Here is a 17,684-nt window from a genome sequence, read left to right as displayed (position 1 = left end):
CTTATTCCGGCGATCCAAAAATAATTTCAATCTGATCCTTCTTTGCATGAGTGGGTAGAGTTCCTTCCAGTTTTACGACCTCTCCCGATGGGACTTCGACCGCCGTCGCGATGGCCCCGCGATGTCCGGGATACATCAGTGAAATGCTCGAAATATCCTTTTCTGCGCGTAAACGGATCACCAGGAACGAATTTGTCTGTAAGCTCTTCAAGGAAGCCTCCAGAACAACAAACGGATTGGTTGGTTGGATGCGTGACAGAAAAGCTTTATCGTTGCGAGCCGCTACTGCGGCTCGAAGATCCGCTCGCCTGGTGTAAGTGGAGGTTCGCCACTTCTGAGTGTAAAACTGACTCTCCCAGATGCTCTTACTGGAGCTGGAACTTGATGATTTTGGCTGAACGATAAGCGCGTCACGTTTGTGCTCCAGTATGCGGCGCTGCAAAGGTTGTACCGATTTATTGCGACCCTGCCAAAGGCTCAACCAGACGCCGGCAATATCATTGACTGCTTCATTGTAAAGAAGCGTTGCCACTTTGTGCGAGTTTTCTATTTTCCATCGCCATTGCGCGCGCTGCTTAAAGTGCTCTTGAAAATTATCAATCGGCTTATCGTAACCTTCCCAGACAACTACGATACGATTGTTTAATAGAAAATCGGGACCCTCCCTGCAATTCTGTTTAAGATGTGATTCGGGAGACCATAAATCACCAATGTAATGAGCGAGATAGCACAGTTGTTTGCCTGTATCACCAAGAGCAGGTTTTTGTAACCTGTCCTGGATCAAAGCAATTAACTTTTCAATGCGGTTCATTGCACCGCCTGACGGCGGAAGGCTCGGAATGTAAAAATGATTCTCCCAATCGCGAAGCAATTCGTCCGGATCCATGATGCCGGACACGACGTATTTTTTGTGCGCGAAAAGTTCCATTTGGAAATCTTCCGGCATCAAGGAAATTGCATCGCGTGTCATTTGCACGTGTGTGTTTGTGTGCCACGCAAATAGTTGTGCTGCGGATAAAAGGATGAAGGCAACGCACACGAGAAAACGCATATTCTGTGTTCCTATTATCGCAGGTTTTACGGACGGCAGGCATTACGGAGAGTTTTATGTTGAATGTCAGTCCTCCCTCTGGACCGGTGTATTTCACCGGTCAAGATAAAGAAAGGAGGACATTGACATGAAACTTTCGATAAGTGCTTACGATTCGCTCTCAAGATGTCTCGGACCGCCAATGGCACCTAAAAAATAAGTTGAATCTGGCTCATTGGCGGCTTGATGCTGATGGACAGTGGCGGATCGTTGCCGATGCGCCGGTAAGCGAATTGCTAGTAAATCTGCTTCTCTAGTTATGCTTCAAACGCACAGTTTTAGGGGACCAGAGGATCTTGATAAAGATACCAAACACCGAAAATAGCCGCCGCGATCAGCAAGATTAGGATGATTCTGGTTTTTAATCGGTCTTTGGCTTCACAGTTCGAACAGAGCGTTTCCTCGGGGAGAATTGCTTTTCCGCAGACTTTACATTGGTTTCGCAGCCTTCTCTCAGATGCCTTCACCCGGGCACTCATGTTTAGGTCGAGTTGGCTGATCGGCTGCTCGCTGCCCGTTGTTCTCTGTCCGCAATAGGGACATCTTGATACTATGCCGGATATAGCTGCACGACACGAATTACACCGAACTATTTCATTTTGGTCAGACGCGCCTATATCTCCTGGCATAGCAATGATCCAATTTTACCCCATTTTAGCAAAGTAAGTAATCTTAGCGCAGAGTTCAACTAAATTCAGGTAAAAAATGGAAAAAATCCTTGTAAACAAGACGGGTTGCCTGCAATTAAATGGAAATCAAGCCTTGTTGAATTCCTTTTTTGATGGCTTCCGTTCGGCTGGAAACATGCAATTTTTCAAAAACGGAGCTGATATGGAATTTTACCGTGTGCTCAGAGATTTCCAGGATATAAGCAATGGACTTGTTCCCCTCGCCATCCGCAATCAACCGCAATATTTCCAGCTCCCGTGGGGTCAATGAAGGGACTTCAGAGAAGGGGATACGATGATTTGAATGAGTGTTGTTGAAAACTCTCAGTCCGGCGGCAATCGCCTGGAGTGCGAAAAAAACCTGTTGCGTGGCCGCGTCATAGCGGATCGCTCCTTCTATACTTTTTTGAAACAGGGATTCTTTCAGGAATGTATCATCCCCATTCTCATACAAAAGCAATGAAGGTTTTGAGAACTGTTTTACAGTGTGGAGAATCCCTGGAAAAGTGACGCGGTTATAGTTCGCTGCGTATAATAACAGCACATCTGCAGAGACGGGCTCCTCAGAAAGATGAATGTCCTTCAATGCTTTGAGGCCCGCGATTAGCGACTCGGGAAACTCTTCTTTGGGGTGCAGATAAACACGAATCATCCTATTATGTTTTGAAGGAAGTTCCTTCTCCACCTTATTAAGGGGGAGATCAAGAGGGGGTTGTCTTTCCAATGAAGCTATTCCAACCTCCCCTTTATTCACCTCCTTCATAAGGAGGGGAAACCCATGCGAAACACAAATACGACATTGCAATCATCATCCTTTTTGTCTTATAGGGCGTTCGCCCACTTTTATACCTAATTCCTCAACTTTCCCGCCGCGCAACACAGCAAGTTTCAGTTCATGGCCAATCGATTCAGCATTGAGAGCATCAAAGATCTCATCCAATGAATTTACGTTTTTTTCATTTAAACGCACGATGATGTCTCCGAGTATGATTCCGGCCTCTTCGGCAGGACTTGCCTCTTCCGTACCCATCACGAGTAATCCAATTTCAGTCCGGCTTTGTTCCTGAAGCTGCTTAGGAATGCGAACTGGTTGCATCATCAGCCCAAGGTAAGGTTTTCCGATCGATCCTTTTTTGGAAAGCCTCTCTACCAGACGGTCAATATTGGATGCGGGCACCGTAAGCCCAAAGTGCCTCGAAAAAGCAGCGGTGTTCATGCCACCAACCTTTCCATTTGGAAGCACGAGCGCAGATCCTGAAAAGCCTGGAAAGGGTGACACATCCAACCGAATAAAGCGATCGAGCGTTCCACCTCGCCAATTGCGATACGGTCCATCGCTTCCGGAAACGATACCAAGCACAGCTAGCAGTCGTCCCCTGTTTGCCCGGCCAATGCTGATCGCGAGTTGCCCTGCTTCGAAAGGCGACGTCTCTTTCTCTACTGCTTTGAATTCAGTTGTTGTCTTCAATAAGGCAAGGTCTGTACTTGAATCCCTTCCTGCAACAAGCGCGGTCGTTGTTTCTCCGGAAGGAATTTGGATATGAACTTCGTCCTGCCTGGGTAGCAAGTGATCGGCAGTAACGATCGTGTTCTTTTCCCAGACAATACCGGAGGATGCAGATCGTCTGCTTTGAACGAAAACAATCGATTCAGAGACTTTTCGTGTAATGCTTGAAAGTTCTTCGGATAATTTTTCTAACATCATTTCTTGAGCCATAAGTTCTCCTTTGACTCAATGATGCTGAAAAATCAAACGCGTGTATACCGGAAAATCGTCTAGGTAGCGCGGGCGTCCCGCCGGCGAGGTCCCGCAGACGAGACGTCCGCGCTACTTTGTTTTACCAGCTTATACCGTAGTCTTCGCCATGATGGCTCGACCCGCCCCACATCGTATTGTGTTTATGATCGAAGTAAATGGCGTTGATCGGACCGGAGGTACACGCCTGAAATGTTAAATCGTAACCCTTCCCTTTCAAATCTTTTCTGATCCAGTCAGGAATCGATTCGTGAAGCAAAATCTTTCCAGGCTGTGTTTCGTGGTCTCCGAAAGAATTTCTCATTTGATAACTGTTGAAGTTCGCCGCTTCTGCAGATTCCTGCACGGTCATGCCGAATTCAACAATGTTCAAAAAAAACTGCAAAAGATTTTGATCCTGACTATCTCCGCCCTGAACTGCAAAACCCAGGAATGGTTTTCCATCCTTCATGGCGAGAGTGGGTGTAAGAGTGGCGCGTGGACGTTTTCCAGGTTCCAGCACATTAAATGGATTCTCTGCGCGGTCCAGTACGAAACTTTGCATCCGCTGGCTCAACCCAATTCCCGTACGGCCGGCAATTACCGCCGGGATCCAACCACCACTCGGAGTAACCGAAACAACCCAACCCTCTGCATCCGCAGCTTGAACTGAAGTGGTGCCGGAATAAAAGTTTTGATGAAACGCTGACAATGCCTGTGCCGTTTTCTCTGGTTGTTTTGCTGTCTCATTCCAGTTCTTCAACAAATCCGCAAATGGATTCGTGCCACCCTGAAAAGGATACGGGTCTCCGGGGCTCATTGACGTATCATTGCGGTCTTGTTTGATGAGCTTGGAACGTTCCCGCGAATACTCCTTGGAAAGCAGTCCTTTCACTGGTTCTTCGGGGGCAAAATAGGAATCCCCGTAGTAAAAATCGCGATCCGCAAACGAAAGGTTCATCGCCTGGTAAACAGTGTGGATGTAACTGGCGCTGTTGTAGCCCATGCTTTTCAAATCAAAGTTTTCCAGGATGTTGAGCATTTGCAGCATCACAGGGCTTTGCACCCAGGTGGTTAACTTATAAACTTCGATCCCTTTGTAGTTGGTGCTCAACGGCTTTTCAATGTGAACCTTCCACTTCGCAAGATCCTCCAGCGTAATCAATCCGCCTTGTTCTTGAACGGATCGCACAAGCTCGCTGGCGATATCTCCTTTGTAGAAGCGGTCATAGGCGGCATAAATCGCGTCTTTTCTGTTTTTGCCGCCAGCAAGCGCTTTCTTCTCGGCCTCTACAAGCATACGGAGAGTCGCTGCAAGATCAGCCTGCTTAAAAATCTCTCCCGCTTCCGGGGCTTCACGCATTTCGCCTGGATGCGTCAACATGATTTGCCGCGAGTAAGGCCATTCCTTTAACCGTTTTTTTTCTCGCTCAATAATGTCCGCCGTTTGCGCTTCGATCGGATAACCATCAGCCAACTGGATTGCAGGAGCTAGCACGTCCGCCAGTGAAAGCTTTCCAAACTCCGCCAGCATAACTAGAATTCCACCAGGAGTACCGGGTGTTACCGCAGCCAGCACCCCGTGTTCGGGCGGATATTTCATCCCTTTTGATTTATAGAACTCCGGGGTCGCGCCAGTTGGAGCCACTCCCAGCGCGTTAATGCCGATTACTTTTCGAGTGCGCGGATTATAAATAAGTGCTTGCGTCTCCCCGCCCCAGCTCAACACATCCCACATCGTGGCAGTCGCCGCGATCATTGCACAAGCAGCATCTACTGCATTTCCGCCTTTCTGAAAAAGCATTGCTCCCGCAGTCGCGCCCAGGGGCTTTCCGGTAATTGCCATCCATTGCTTTCCGTGAAGTGGTGGTTTCACAGTTCTCTGGGCAAGAAGTGTCGTGGCAATTGCAAAAAGACAAAGCGATAGAAGAATCTTTTTTAGAGTGGAATGCATCGGTTCTCCTCCGTTCGCGATTATAGTTCGTTAACCGCCAAGACGCCAAGGGGCCAAGAGAACAATTAGCTGCACGTCCGCTGGTGGATTTGATCCCTTTTTTTCTTAAACGCGGAAACCCAGTGATCAATGGTTACCCTCTGTGACCGTCCCTTTTCAAAAATCACTTCATCTGTTTCATCAGCACGGGCGACGCGAAACAGATCTCGAATTTGATCTTCTGACAGTTGATTCAACAGTTCATCCAAGAATTGACGACCTCCTTCGCTGATTTCCGGATCCATAAGCCCATCCTGAAATGCAGATGTAAGCCGCCCAAAACACGCGCGGCGCCCTGTTTCCTGCTGAAATCTATCTTCCTTTTCGTTGTTCCAAATGTCTATCCGTTCCAATCCTTTGTAGTACATCGCGGAGAATCCGCCCACTCGCCGGTCACCGACTCCGAAAGTCGCGCCCAGATCCTGAATCATCAAAACCGGTTGCGTGCAAATCTTTCCGGAATCCTGCCAGCCCAGATCCTTGTCATAACAACCAAGTCTTTGTTGTGGTGGCTTGCTATCGGTGTGCTGGATGAAAACGGCCAACAATTTGAGCGCATCCATTTCCGCTTTTGTGGCTGCAGAAGCCTTTTTCGCGATACGATCCAGCTCACGCCACTTCCATCCCTGATCAGGAAATTGAGCAAGCTCCATCCCATCAAAATTTCGCTCCATGATTCCATCCTTTACCACTCTCTCCATCCGCGTCTCTTCCCCGGAAGGTTTGGAAGGATCGTGCTGCGGACAGCCAAAACACCTTAGTTCTATCGGGTAGACTTCATCCGTATAGAATCCCAGAGTCCAGAGCAGTCGTGTCCCGGCTATCTCTGCAAATGTTTCCCTCCTGCTATATTTGATCCGAACAACCTCACCCGTATCCAGCAATTTGCATTTGAATTTCGGACTGGCTCCAATCACTTCTCCCCTTTCTTCCACATAGTGGCAGAGAACTTCTGCTTCAGGTGGAACCGCGATTTCGTTTTGCGGCCCGGCCAGAATATTCATTCTCGGGATGTCGGTTTTCTGCCAGACCTTCGCCCGTTGAAGATAATTCTCGCGCTCCTTTCGTGAGAGTTTCGTCAAATCGTCCACCGGCCCCAGGAGAAAGAGAAAAAAGAGAAGAGACAGGATTGGGCAAACGCGAAAGTATTTTATCGTTCCTCGCACATCCGTATATATATGATGTTCAAAAAACGATACAATGCCAGCATTCATGCAAAGTGTTCAAAGTGATCTTCTCCCCCTTATGAAGGGGGAGATCAAGACGGGTTCTAAGGCCTCCTTCATAAGGACGAGGGGGAACGTTGGACGCTATCCATTTCAAACATGACATTACTGGACGCAATTCTTCTTGGGATCATAGAAGGCATTACGGAGTTTCTGCCGGTTTCTTCCACCGGCCATCTCATTCTGGCTTCAGCGTTTTTGAAACTGCAAGACACCGAATTTCTGAAAAGCTTTGAGATCGCAATCCAGCTTGGTGCGATTCTTTCAGTGGTGGTTCTCTATGCCCGATCATTGCTCAAGGATCGTTCGCTGGTCCAGAAAACAATCGTTGCTTTTCTCCCTACATGCATCATCGGATTGATCGCATATGGATTTGTAAAACGCTACCTGCTGGGGAATGAATTGATTGTGGTTGCCGCGCTTCTGATCGGCGGCCTCATTTTGATTCTTTTCGAATGGCTCCAGCGCGGGAAACCGGAAGGCTCAAAACAAATCTCATATCCACAGGCGCTCTACATCGGTCTGTTTCAATGTGTCTCCATGATTCCGGGTGTGTCCCGCTCGGCAGCAACAATCATCGGTGGAATGGTGATCGGGATCGAAAGAAAGACGATTGTGGAATTCTCTTTTCTCCTTGCTATTCCAACCATGGCTGCGGCAACGGCCCTCGACATTTATAAAAGCGCCTCTCGTTTTTCTTCAGCGGAAATCGATCTGCTCCTTGTTGGTTTTGTGACTTCGTTTGTGGTCGCACTTCTCAGCATTAAGTTTTTGCTGCGTTACATTCAGAATCACACCTTTATTGCGTTCGGTATTTATCGCATCCTCGTTGCATTCTTGTTTTGGACTTTGATGATGTGAGATCTAAACATCGCTCCTTTGCGCAGGGATGCTCCATTTCAGTATGATGGAACACGTACAGGAGGATGAAAATGATTCAACGAATCTCTGACGGGCGCACGGATTTAGTGTTCGACTATCTTGCGGCAGGTCACGCCGCAAACTCAACGGATCTAAATGGAGTCTCTTTAATCAAATGGTGCGCGTATTATGGCGATGTTAGTGCTATACGATTTCTGCTCGCCAACGGGGAATCATTGGAGTCGCTGGGAGAGAACTTCGATCTCAACGGCGCTGTTTTTCATGGGCACTGGCAGCTGTGTCAGTTCCTGATCGAAAACGGCGCTGACGTGAATCATCCTCTGCCGGATACAGGTGAAAGTCCATTGCACGCAGCCTTGTGCAAGGCCGATCGTCCTGCGTATGACTACGTGATTAAGATTCTGCTAGCCAATGGCGCGAATCCAAATTGTGTGACAAAGGCATCGGTTGAAACCAGTTGCTTTATGCGAGAGTGCAGAACAAAAGCGGAAACGCCCCTCCATCGCGCCGCCGCGTTCGCGACCGAAGAAGCGATCCAGCTTCTTCTGGATTCAGGCGCAATCATCGATGCCGAAGATATGAACGGAGATACTCCACTCACATGGGCAAGCTGGCATCTACGCCCGGCTTCTATTCTGAATAAACTCTGCTACCGTGGCATTCTCATTCATCCTAACGCGATAGGGCGCTCGACAAGCGACCATGGTCTGGGTTGGGGAAACGCGATGGAGGTAAACCTGCTTGGGAATCCACATGTCTAGGAAGAGGTAATCCGCCGCAAAAACTCTTCCCCTTTCCGTATGAGCTCATCATGATCCTCCGGAGGCTCTTGCGTAGAAAGCAGTTCCACGGTGCGGTCTCGCAACAACTGTTCCATTCGTGGATAGTTCAGCTCCTCCCATTTTTCCAGACTGATGCGGGGAAAGACTCCCTGAAAATAAGCGTGCTGGTAGCATGCGAGTGTGCTCTCTGCAGTTAGAAAGTGCCCGTTCTCCCGCATTTCAAACACGATCTCATCCGCTCCAACGGCTTGTTCATTCGCGGGAAAACCTTGCGCAAAGATGCGCGCTTGCGCGATGACATCATTCGCGTAGACTGTTTGAGTCGGCATATAACATTTCGAATTCAAACCGCTTCCCACAAAAGGAGCGAGTCCCGATTTTCCCATCAAGCTTGTGAGATGATTTGTCCAGTTCACACCCGCAGCCAGTAAATCGGAACTCCAGCCTTCCCCGCTTCCGGATGTACCTGCGTGCGGAATGCCGTAGTGCGTCATCATCTCAGCGCAACCTAAATTGATCAAGAAGCTTTGCATGTCCATGAAATCAACCATCGTCTTCATGTCAAAGTAAGCGGGAAGGCTCCCGCAAATGATCGGCGCGCCTTCCTTTGCAAGCTGGCTCAAAACGACGCCTGCCATCAGTTCCGCATTCAAGAAAGTCAGAGCTCCCGCAGGTGTAATCGGCGTAGACATTCCGGCCATTCCATAGTTTGAATAGATCGCGGCAATTCCATGCTCGATGGAATCCAGAAGTTTATCGGAAGTCCCTTCGTTGATTTTTAGCGGAGTAACCGGATTCAAATAAGGAATGATGAAAGGTTTTTCTCCGACAGCTCCATGCAGCGTTTGAATTAATTGCAACACTTGAGGAAAAAGCTTTTCATCGGAAATCAGCAGCACCAGAGGCTTTGTTGAATTCGCCACCATTTCCAGCACCGCATAAAGATCGGCAATGGCCGGCGGTAAATCTCGAATCACGCCGAGCGTAGAAATAACATCATATTCGGGAAGCATTTGAGCGAGGCGAACGCCGGTCTCCATATTTTTTCGCGAGAACGGAGAAATCTCATCGGTCACCGGATCCTGATAAAAAAGATTCGTAACGCCATTTCCAAATCGAGTGGGGCCATCACCCAGCGTAAAAACTTTTTCGCCGCTTCTATTGAACACACCATAAGTTGAAGGAGCCACGCGCATGGCCCATTCCACGATTTCTCTTTCAAAGGTCACGCGCTCTTCGTTGATATGCACGCTTCCTTGCCCTTTTGCATAAACGTCTCTTGCGCGCGCAGATTCCACAAGCACTCCCATTTTTCCCAAAACTTTTAAGGAGCCTTCGTGAACATTTTGAATCTGGTCAGGTGAAAGCAGCGTGATGCGAGGTCGGGCCCAATCGGACATGGTCAATTCTTAGATCTCAAGTGAATTTTGAAGTTTGCATTATAATCAGCATCGCTAATGCAAGTTTCCGCGGAGTCACCGGAGAATAAGCGTCTATTTCTCATTTCTCTTGCTCTGCTGTTACTCCGGATCATTCTTCTTCAACAATATGTTACAACGAATCCTTTCTTCTCCCATCCGATCGCTGATTCAGAGCTTTACCTGCAGTGGGCAGAATCGATCCTGGAAGGGAAAGCTTACTTCGAGCAAGAATATCATCACCCTCCGGGTTACGCTTTTTTTCTCGCTGGAATGTTGCTCCTCTCCGGATCCAATCTCTATGTGATTGCCGCTATCCAATCTTTGCTCGTAACGATTCAATCGGCGCTCCTTTTCTTCTGCGCGAAGCGGCTGTTTGGAAACAAGACTGCATGGGCAGCCTTTCTGCTTTATTCGTTCGTGGGGCCTGTTCTTTTTTATTCGATGAAAATTCTTTCGGAAACTCTTTATACCACGCTGGTGCTCGCCAGTTTTTTCTTTTTGCTGCGTTACTACGATGAAGCAAGACTTCGAGAGATTTTTCTTTGCGGACTTTTCCTGGGCATGGCGATCGAAGTAAGAGGAAATGCAACGATCTGTTTCTGGCCTTCACTGGCAGTGGCGCTACTGGCAACAAAAATCTGGCGATCACGGCTTACGGCGGCCGCTCTGCTGGTTTTAGGAACGTCCCTGTGTACTGTTCCGGTTCTGGTGCGAAACATTTCTGTTGCCGGAGCATGGACTCCAGTGGCTTCCAACTGGGGTGAAAACTTCTATTTTGCCAACAGCCCTGAAGCGACGGGCGCGCACCCATTGATCAAAGGCATTCGTTCGAACATATTGGATCAAATTCCGGATGTGCAAAAGGAAGCGAGCCGGAGGGCCGGCCGAAAATTGACTTCGCTCGAGGCCCAGCGCTTCTGGTTTCGTGAAGGATGGAAATTCATCCGGACTCAACCCCTGAACTGGATCAAACTGGAATCGGTAAAGTTGAGACGTATGCTGCAGCGACACATACCTTCCGGAATTTATTCTTATCCGCTCGAAACAAAGTTTTACCATCACTATTTGACCTATTTCCCCGGCTATGGATTATTGTTTCCGCTATTTTTCGCCGGCCTGCCTGCAATTCCCTGGAACAGAAGAACCGTACTATTTCTTATTTATCTCGCAACTCAAGCCGGTCTGCTCCTTCTTTACTGGCCGGAAGAACGATATATGCTGCCGGTGATTCCATTCCTCATCATGGGAGCGGGATGCCTCGTTCTTATCAAAAGAGAGTCATTCAAGCCGTCCGGAAGACTCATCGCGTGCGCAGCGGGATTGCTTCTTTGTCTCTATGCAAATTTGAATCTCATTCCTCCGCGTGGAATCTCGGCCTGGTACAGCAATGCTTCATCCGCCCATTTTTCAAAGCAGGAATTTCAACAGGCAGCCTTCATGGCTTCAGAGGCGCTGAAGCTGGATCGCGGATACGTGGAAGCCTGGACCAATCTGGGATCGGCTCTTTTCACAATAGGAAAAACGCAAGAAGCGCGCAACGCATGGCTGCAAGCTCTTCGTTACAATTCCTCCGATGTGATGACGCTGCGCAATCTGGCGATATCGTATGAAAGAGAAAACCGCGGGACCTCCTTAGTTTGGTGGGAGCGTACCCTGAAGGCCGCCATGGCCCAGGAACTTCCTCCGGAAACCATCACGGCCATAAAAAATAGAATCAGTGAGCTCCGGTCATTTTGAAATTACTTCGGGCGTAGTATCCTTTAGTCAATGCGAGTTGCAGTACTGATTCCCTGCTACAACGAGGCGCTTACAATCGCGGAAGTTGTTCGCAGTTTCCGCGCGGAACTTCCAGACGCACCCATCTATGTGTTTGACAATAATTCAACGGATGCCACTTCCACAGTCGCGTTGGAAGCAGGCGCGATTGTAATGAGTGAACGCCGCCAGGGAAAAGGTTATGTGGTGCAAACAATGTTCCGCAAAGTGGATGCGGAAATCTACGTCATGGTGGATGGCGACGGCACTTATCCCGCTGGATCTGTTCATCGATTACTGGATCCCATTGCCAGTGGCGAAGCCGACATGGTGGTTGGTTCCAGACTCCATCCCGAGTCACGAAGCAATTTCAAAGCGGCAAATCTCTACGGCAACAAGTTGATCCGGTGGTTGTTGCGACTGATCTTCAGCGTCAAACTAACCGATATTCTCTCCGGCTACCGCGCATTCAATCGAAGTTTCGTGAAAGGAATTCCCCTTTTTGGTGGTGGATTCGAAGTGGAAACCGAGTTGACGATCAAAGCCCTACAACGCGGATACAGAGTTGAAGAGGTGCCAGTGAATCTGGAGGTGCGTCCTAAAGGAAGCTATTCAAAGATTCATTTCGTGCGTGACGGTTTTTTGATCATGAATACAATGCTATCCCTCTTTCGCGATACCAAGCCACTCACTTTTTTTGGAGGTTTTGGTCTGATCTTCATCCTTGTGGGGATGACGGTCTTTTTCACTTCTATTGAGCTACTTGGCATCACGCTTTCGGTCATTGGGATCCTTTTCATTTTGTCCGGTTTGCATTTGCATACAATTGTGCGGCGTTTCCAGGAATTTGATCACCAGCTTCGCATTCTAGAATCTGAGTACCGGCGGGAACAAAGAATCGAAAAGATCGATCGCGAATTATGAGCTAGGCCGGAGCCGGGGAAGGCCTCAAGAGAAAAGCAAGTACATAAAATCCTAGAGCTACGAAGGAAATTCCCGCGATCCCTATGGAAAGACTCAAATATTCCGCAAGGCCGCCTATCACCGCTCCCAACACGTTAAAACCGAGGGAACGTCCGGGAGTGTTTGTTTTTGAAAATGAATTCGCGAAGATAATACCTGCAAAAAGGAAAGCAACAGAAGCGACCAGAACCGTAAAAAGGGAGCGTATGGCCGGACTTGCAAAAGAGAGCAAATGTTCTCGCCAGAGTCCAGCAACAAGAATGGATAAGAGCAAAAACGCCCAGATCAAAGGGGATCCCTCTACCTGCCGGCGATGAACCAGGTAGTTTGCCACAAGAATCATGGCAAGTAATGCTGAAATGACAATGGACGTAACAACCCAGGTGGATCCAAAAGATAACGCAAGGCTTGTAATATTTTTTACTTCGAGCAGCAGAAACCCTGCGCCAAGAAAAAAGAAATGAGTGGCTTCTTTGTAAATCATTTGGCCTTTGGGCAACGCGATGAATACGACTACAGCCGATAGACAAACAAGCAATACAAGAGTGTAAAAATACTCCGAAGTGAGTCCTTTGCTGCGATAGTATAGGTAGGGCCAATCATCAGTAGGAAATTGAGCGCCTTTCCCGTCGTATTTCGCTGTTATGTTTACAAATCCGCTTACGTTATCCTGAATTGAGGCCGTCTGCGTTGCGCCAATGATGAAAGTTTGGCCATCCAAACCGAAAGCGCCTGCCGGATAAGCAAACACTTTCGGCGAGTATCCGAAAGCCTCCTGAATCATTCGATAGATTTTTTCACCGAGCCACTGCCGCCCGACATAAAAACTCAGGAAAAGCATTCCTCTTTCGCCAAGTAACTTTCGAACTTGTCGCAAGGATTCAACAGTATAAACAAAATTGTCCTGTCTGACATTCGAGAGGCTTGAGAAGAGGCGATGAGAATCAAGCCATCCAAGGACAACAGCATCGTAAGTTCCCTCTTTCGTTCGTATGAAATAACGGGCATCGTTATTGTGCAGCTTCACCCTGGGATTGGAATATGGTTTTTCCGGGTGCAAAAACACACCCAATTCAATGATCGCCCGATCCAATTCAACCGCATCGACTGATTGAGCGCCGGCACGCAACGCCGCTGCAACATCATTTCCGGCGCCTGCACCCAGAACGAGCACCTTTGCCGGCGGAACAGACAGGACGGCGTAAGGGAGATCATAGGTACGGCGAAAATGATTTAGATCTGGATACTTTTGCGCAACCGGATCCGTCAAGTTCAAAATCAATTGATGATAATCTTCATTCACAATGACTCGAATGCCTCCCAACTCCATGGGAGCCAATCTTTGCAGCTCAATTTTGTTGTACGGAGACCAAATGCTGTTTTTGCTCAATTGATTGACGATATTCAGTGATAAAGCAAACAGCACAACATTGATGAGCAGAACGATTCTTTCTTTGCGCAAAAGCCAACACATCAACAAAAATGCCAACAAGAACCAGACCGCAGGGCCTTCACCAAAAAACGAAAAGAAAGCAAGAACCAGCGTGCCCGCCAGACTTCCGAAGATATTGATACTGTAACCTCGCATCGGTGAAAACTCCTCCATGTTGCGAGCAAGCCTCTGGCCTAGCATGACAAATGGCAGTGCAGTTAAAAGGAATACAACCGGAACCACGTATAACCACCTATGTTTTCCTGTTGCCCCAAAGAAATAAGCCTCGCCTGGAAGAGGGAGCTGAATCCCAAATTCGTGAAGATATCGTGTTAAAAGAACGAGCCCCAGTACAACTAAGCCAAGCAGTGGAATCAAATCACGTTTGATTTTCAACACGCAGCCCGTTCCAAGTCCAAGAAAGCAACTAATCAAAACGACGTTTGAAAAATAGGAGAGCAGACTGATGTTTGCCGGAATCCAACGGATGACAGCAAGCTCGAAGAACAGTGCGAGAAAACTGATAACCCAGAGGTCAATTGCAGGAAGAGATGGCCTGAAAACCTTCACGGCGAGCTTTACTTTGCTTTTTTGCTTGTGCGTTTCTTTTTTGTAGATTTCTTTGAAGCTCGCTTTGCAGGCTTTCGCGTTCGTATTGCTTTTGGCCGCGCGTGTCGCGGTGAGTAGACTCCCAGATTTCCGCCACCCGGCAGCGATATCTGGGTGAGCGCTCCCCATCCCATATTTTGAGCCGGAGCGCATGCAATCTTGTGCTTCTTCATGTCGGTGATAAACGCCTCAACGTTGTCACACATCAAATAGAATTCATGCACGTCGTTTTTTCGGGAAGGATGCACGGCAACCTCCGCGGGTGGCAAACCGAAAATCAACCACCCTTCTCCAACGTCAACGTTTGGCAGTTTAAGTACATCCCGCAGAAAAGCGCGGTCCGCTTCCGGATTTTTACTGTAGATGATTGAATGAGCCCCAATGTTCATGACAATCCTCCTCTTCTCGACGCCATGTTATTACTTCACCTGAAAAATAACAATTCCGCGCTGCGAGTATACGATTTGAAAATGATTCTTCATAAGACCGGTTAACCTCAGCCGCTCATCCTGTGTCGCTTCCCAGATCTTGTACTTCCTGGTTAGCCGCTCCATTTCCGCAGGATTATAAACGATATACCCGATGTTTTCTTCCTTCAATTTCCTGAAGATCTCTTCGGGATCTCTACGTTCTCTTGCCCATGTGAGCAATGGATCTTTATCCACGTAAGCGTGGGGAATCAGCCTGTTGCGAAAATAAGCAATCCTTGTTTCGCCGAGAGTCAGAGTAAGCTGAGAAGTTTTTGTCTTTTCCAGAAATTGAGTGGCGCCGAAGTAATTCACTTCGTTCAAAAGATACCGTTCCGGAGTGGAACCCACAGAGATCAACGGAAATAAATTATAGACCGGTAAGGCTTGCCACAATCCAAACAGGATTGCACCAACCCAGAGAAATGGCATCGCCTGCGGCGCCACTTTGTGGATCAGCTGAAATGAGTATGCAAGAAGGAGCATGGCAATTACAAAAACGGGGAGAAAGTAACGGAAATGATAAAGCCCATAAATAAAGATGAGATAACACAGCAACACAAACACAAGGAGAACGCGATCCAGTTTTCTGAATTGAAAAAGAAGCAACACAAGCGATAACAGCGGTAGGATACCGACTTCTGACGCACTTCCGTAAGATCTAAGCCGAAAGGTCATCTGGAATGGCGTCGTAACAACCGCTTTCGCAAACTCTTTCCCTGTGCGAGGTGTAGGAAACTCTCCCTGAACGGCTTCAGTTTGCTTTTGCTCCCACTCGGCTGAAAGAACGGGGGCAAGCATCGGATAGAAGGGATCTCTCTTCAAGACCCAATTCCGAATGCAGAAAGGAGAAATAATCAGAATGAAAACAGCGCCAAACAGCATCATTCTTGTGAAAATCTGCCGCCTGGTTGCGGTCGACCGCCAGAAAAGTACTGGAGTAAATATGAGAAACGGATAAACCGTGTATTTCGTCCACGCGGCGAAACCAAGCAATACGGAGGCAAGCACTGTATTCCTGCCGGATCGCAATGTTAAAAGCGTGCACACACCGGCAACAAAGAAAAATGAATTCATCAAGTCGGGATTGACAATGTGCAGCAGAATCCAGGGAACGGGAAGAATCAACAGTGGGATCACAATGAATCGCGAATCTATCTCCTCTGGTTTCACATGAACCACCATTCTCAAACAGTGAATGTAAAGAAGAAAAGAAAAAATCTTGATGCCATTTTGTGTGGTAACAGCAATGAAGAGAAACTTTGCGGTTTGATCAAAAGGCGGAAAAAAAGAAGTGCTGCTGGTTGGAAAAGTTACAATACGCTCATAAGACAGGTATTGATAAGGAAGTCCCAGATTGTATGCAAGAGCATCGTAAAAAGTCGCCGGCGTAAAGCTCGACCAAATGGATAAAACGAAAAAAGGAGTTCCCCACAAAACGTACCAGGGTACCCTCTGCTTCAGTTCACCTGAGGAGGGAACGGCCAATAGGAACAGAAAGCACCAGATGCCGACCAGGACAGTTCTGGAAGCATCCCAAGTGCCAATGGCAAACAGAACCAGCAGAATTGTTCCAAGTCCTAAAGGAAAATCGAGTGTGTGATTCGTCGAATCCAGAAATTGCCGCAAAAAACGGCCAACTGTGATGGACGCCAGGGCAAGAACGATCGCACACAGGAAACCCAACATGTTGAAAAGAGGCTGGGAAAAGAAACAGCTAACGACCAGATAGACGATTGCTGCAAGCCATGCCGGAAAACCGGTTTTCATACGGAGCGCGGACATCTTGCCCGCATTAAGGGGCGCGGACTTCCAGTCCGCGCATCATTGAAGGCTGGAGCCGAGCCTGTTGAAAAATCAGTTGGAGCGCGGACTTCCAGTCCGCAAAAACCTGATCGCTCGACAAGCATTTTGCGGGCAAGGATGCCCGCTCTCCAACTAGGACCGCCAGCATCTGGATTTTTCAACAAGCTCAGCCTGCGCTCCGTATTATAACTTCTTCTATAATGATCCGAAACAGATGAGTGATCGAAGAATCCTTTACCCTTTACTGCTTACCGTTTTCACTCTCGGGACATTCTTTCCTTCATTGTTCAACGGATTCGTTTATGACGATCATTTTCAGCTTGTCGGAAATCCGTATGTAAAAGATTTTCGTCACCTGCCGGTGCTATTCACAACTGATGTATGGTATTTCAGTCCTGAGACGCGGTCGAACAACTACCGTCCTTTGCACATGGTGACTTACTTGATCGTGTATAAGCTTTTCGGATTGAATCCGTTTGCCTTCCACCTTCTAAACGTGTTCCTTCATTTATGTTGCGTTTTGCTTTTCTGGCAGATCCTGGGTCACTACGTAGGCGAGTTTCCGTCGTTCATCGGTTCTTTACTCTTTGCCACTCATCCTGTGCATGTCGAACCCGTTGCTTGGATAGGCGGAACACCCGAGCTGTTGCACTCTGCTTTTTTGCTGCTTGCGCTTCTCCTTTATACACGGAAGGCCATCTACTGGTCGCTGATTCCGTTTGCAGCCGCACTTTTAACGAAGGAGCCTGCTCTTGTTTTTCCCGGAATCTTGATCGCAGATCACCTGCTCTTTCAACGTTACCCGCATCGCAAATTCATTCAGTGGTTCTTACCGGCGGTTCTGGTTGTTTTGAT

At 48.0% G+C, this 17,684-nt stretch carries 13 protein-coding genes and 1 pseudogene; 5 read left to right on the top strand and 9 right to left on the bottom strand.

Annotation, left to right across the window (positions count from 1 at the left end; all coding sequences use genetic code 11):
• Nucleotide 1 precedes the first annotated feature (1 nt).
• The 5 genes from L0156_13955 to L0156_13935 form a co-directional block, all read right to left on the bottom strand.
• The gene (locus L0156_13955; GenBank protein ID MCI0604100.1) at nucleotides 2-1,051 is read right to left on the bottom strand and encodes a hypothetical protein; all 1,050 of its coding nucleotides are present in this window, start codon (nucleotides 1,049-1,051) and stop codon (nucleotides 2-4) included.
• Between the two features lie 783 nt (nucleotides 1,052-1,834).
• Nucleotides 1,835-2,482, bottom strand: coding sequence for a response regulator transcription factor (locus L0156_13950; protein MCI0604099.1), 648 nt, complete (start codon nucleotides 2,480-2,482; stop codon nucleotides 1,835-1,837).
• An 84-nt stretch (nucleotides 2,483-2,566) separates the two neighbouring features.
• Nucleotides 2,567-3,475 (bottom strand): S1C family serine protease, encoded by a 909-nt coding sequence (locus L0156_13945; protein MCI0604098.1) that lies wholly within the window; start codon nucleotides 3,473-3,475, stop codon nucleotides 2,567-2,569.
• A gap of 121 nt (nucleotides 3,476-3,596) precedes the next feature.
• Nucleotides 3,597-5,447: a gamma-glutamyltransferase gene (locus tag L0156_13940; protein ID MCI0604097.1), complete on the bottom strand. Its 1,851-nt coding sequence runs from the start codon at nucleotides 5,445-5,447 to the stop codon at nucleotides 3,597-3,599.
• 65 nt (nucleotides 5,448-5,512) lie between these two features.
• Complete coding sequence (locus L0156_13935) at nucleotides 5,513-6,700, bottom strand: hypothetical protein (GenBank protein MCI0604096.1); 1,188 nt, start codon at nucleotides 6,698-6,700, stop codon at nucleotides 5,513-5,515.
• A gap of 111 nt (nucleotides 6,701-6,811) precedes the next feature.
• Between L0156_13935 and L0156_13930 the strand changes: the two genes are divergently transcribed.
• The gene (locus L0156_13930) at nucleotides 6,812-7,573 is read left to right on the top strand and encodes an undecaprenyl-diphosphate phosphatase (GenBank protein ID MCI0604095.1); all 762 of its coding nucleotides are present in this window, start codon (nucleotides 6,812-6,814) and stop codon (nucleotides 7,571-7,573) included.
• 71 nt (nucleotides 7,574-7,644) lie between these two features.
• Nucleotides 7,645-8,355 carry an ankyrin repeat domain-containing protein gene (locus L0156_13925; protein ID MCI0604094.1) on the top strand — a complete coding sequence of 237 codons (711 nt, stop codon included), beginning with the start codon at nucleotides 7,645-7,647 and terminating at the stop codon, nucleotides 8,353-8,355.
• Here the strand turns inward: L0156_13925 and L0156_13920 are convergent.
• Nucleotides 8,352-9,776 (bottom strand): trimethylamine methyltransferase family protein, encoded by a 1,425-nt coding sequence (locus L0156_13920; protein ID MCI0604093.1) that lies wholly within the window; start codon nucleotides 9,774-9,776, stop codon nucleotides 8,352-8,354. The genes L0156_13925 and L0156_13920 overlap by 4 nt on opposite strands.
• A 57-nt stretch (nucleotides 9,777-9,833) precedes the next feature.
• On the opposite strand from L0156_13920, the gene L0156_13915 reads away from it, so the two are divergent.
• Together L0156_13915 and L0156_13910 are read left to right on the top strand one after the other, a co-directional pair.
• Entirely contained in the window at nucleotides 9,834-11,534 is a 1,701-nt protein-coding gene (locus L0156_13915; protein MCI0604092.1) for a glycosyltransferase family 39 protein, read from the top strand.
• Nucleotides 11,535-11,564: 30 nt separating this feature from the next.
• On the top strand, nucleotides 11,565-12,476 hold the full coding sequence (locus L0156_13910; GenBank protein ID MCI0604091.1) for a glycosyltransferase: 912 nt from the start codon (nucleotides 11,565-11,567) through the stop codon (nucleotides 12,474-12,476).
• Nucleotide 12,477: 1 nt separating this feature from the next.
• On the opposite strand, the gene L0156_13905 is transcribed toward L0156_13910, so the two are convergent.
• From L0156_13905 to L0156_13895, 3 genes and pseudogenes are all read right to left on the bottom strand, one after another.
• The gene (locus L0156_13905; GenBank protein MCI0604090.1) at nucleotides 12,478-14,517 is read right to left on the bottom strand and encodes a hypothetical protein; all 2,040 of its coding nucleotides are present in this window, start codon (nucleotides 14,515-14,517) and stop codon (nucleotides 12,478-12,480) included.
• Nucleotides 14,518-14,612: 95 nt separating this feature from the next.
• Nucleotides 14,613-14,945: pseudogene (locus tag L0156_13900) on the bottom strand (extradiol dioxygenase).
• 30 nt (nucleotides 14,946-14,975) lie between these two features.
• The gene (locus L0156_13895; GenBank protein ID MCI0604089.1) at nucleotides 14,976-16,793 is read right to left on the bottom strand and encodes a hypothetical protein; all 1,818 of its coding nucleotides are present in this window, start codon (nucleotides 16,791-16,793) and stop codon (nucleotides 14,976-14,978) included.
• A gap of 250 nt (nucleotides 16,794-17,043) precedes the next feature.
• Here L0156_13895 and L0156_13890 point away from each other — a divergent pair.
• Nucleotides 17,044-17,684, top strand: a 641-nt coding sequence (locus tag L0156_13890; protein ID MCI0604088.1) for a hypothetical protein, incomplete at its 3' end; no start/stop codon positions are given.

The sequence above is a fragment of the bacterium genome (assembly GCA_022616075.1).
Classification (GTDB): Bacteria; Acidobacteriota; HRBIN11; order JAKEFK01; family JAKEFK01; genus JAKEFK01.
The sequence above is the reverse complement of the archived record's forward strand: the minus strand, read 5'-3'. Positions and strand labels throughout refer to the sequence as shown.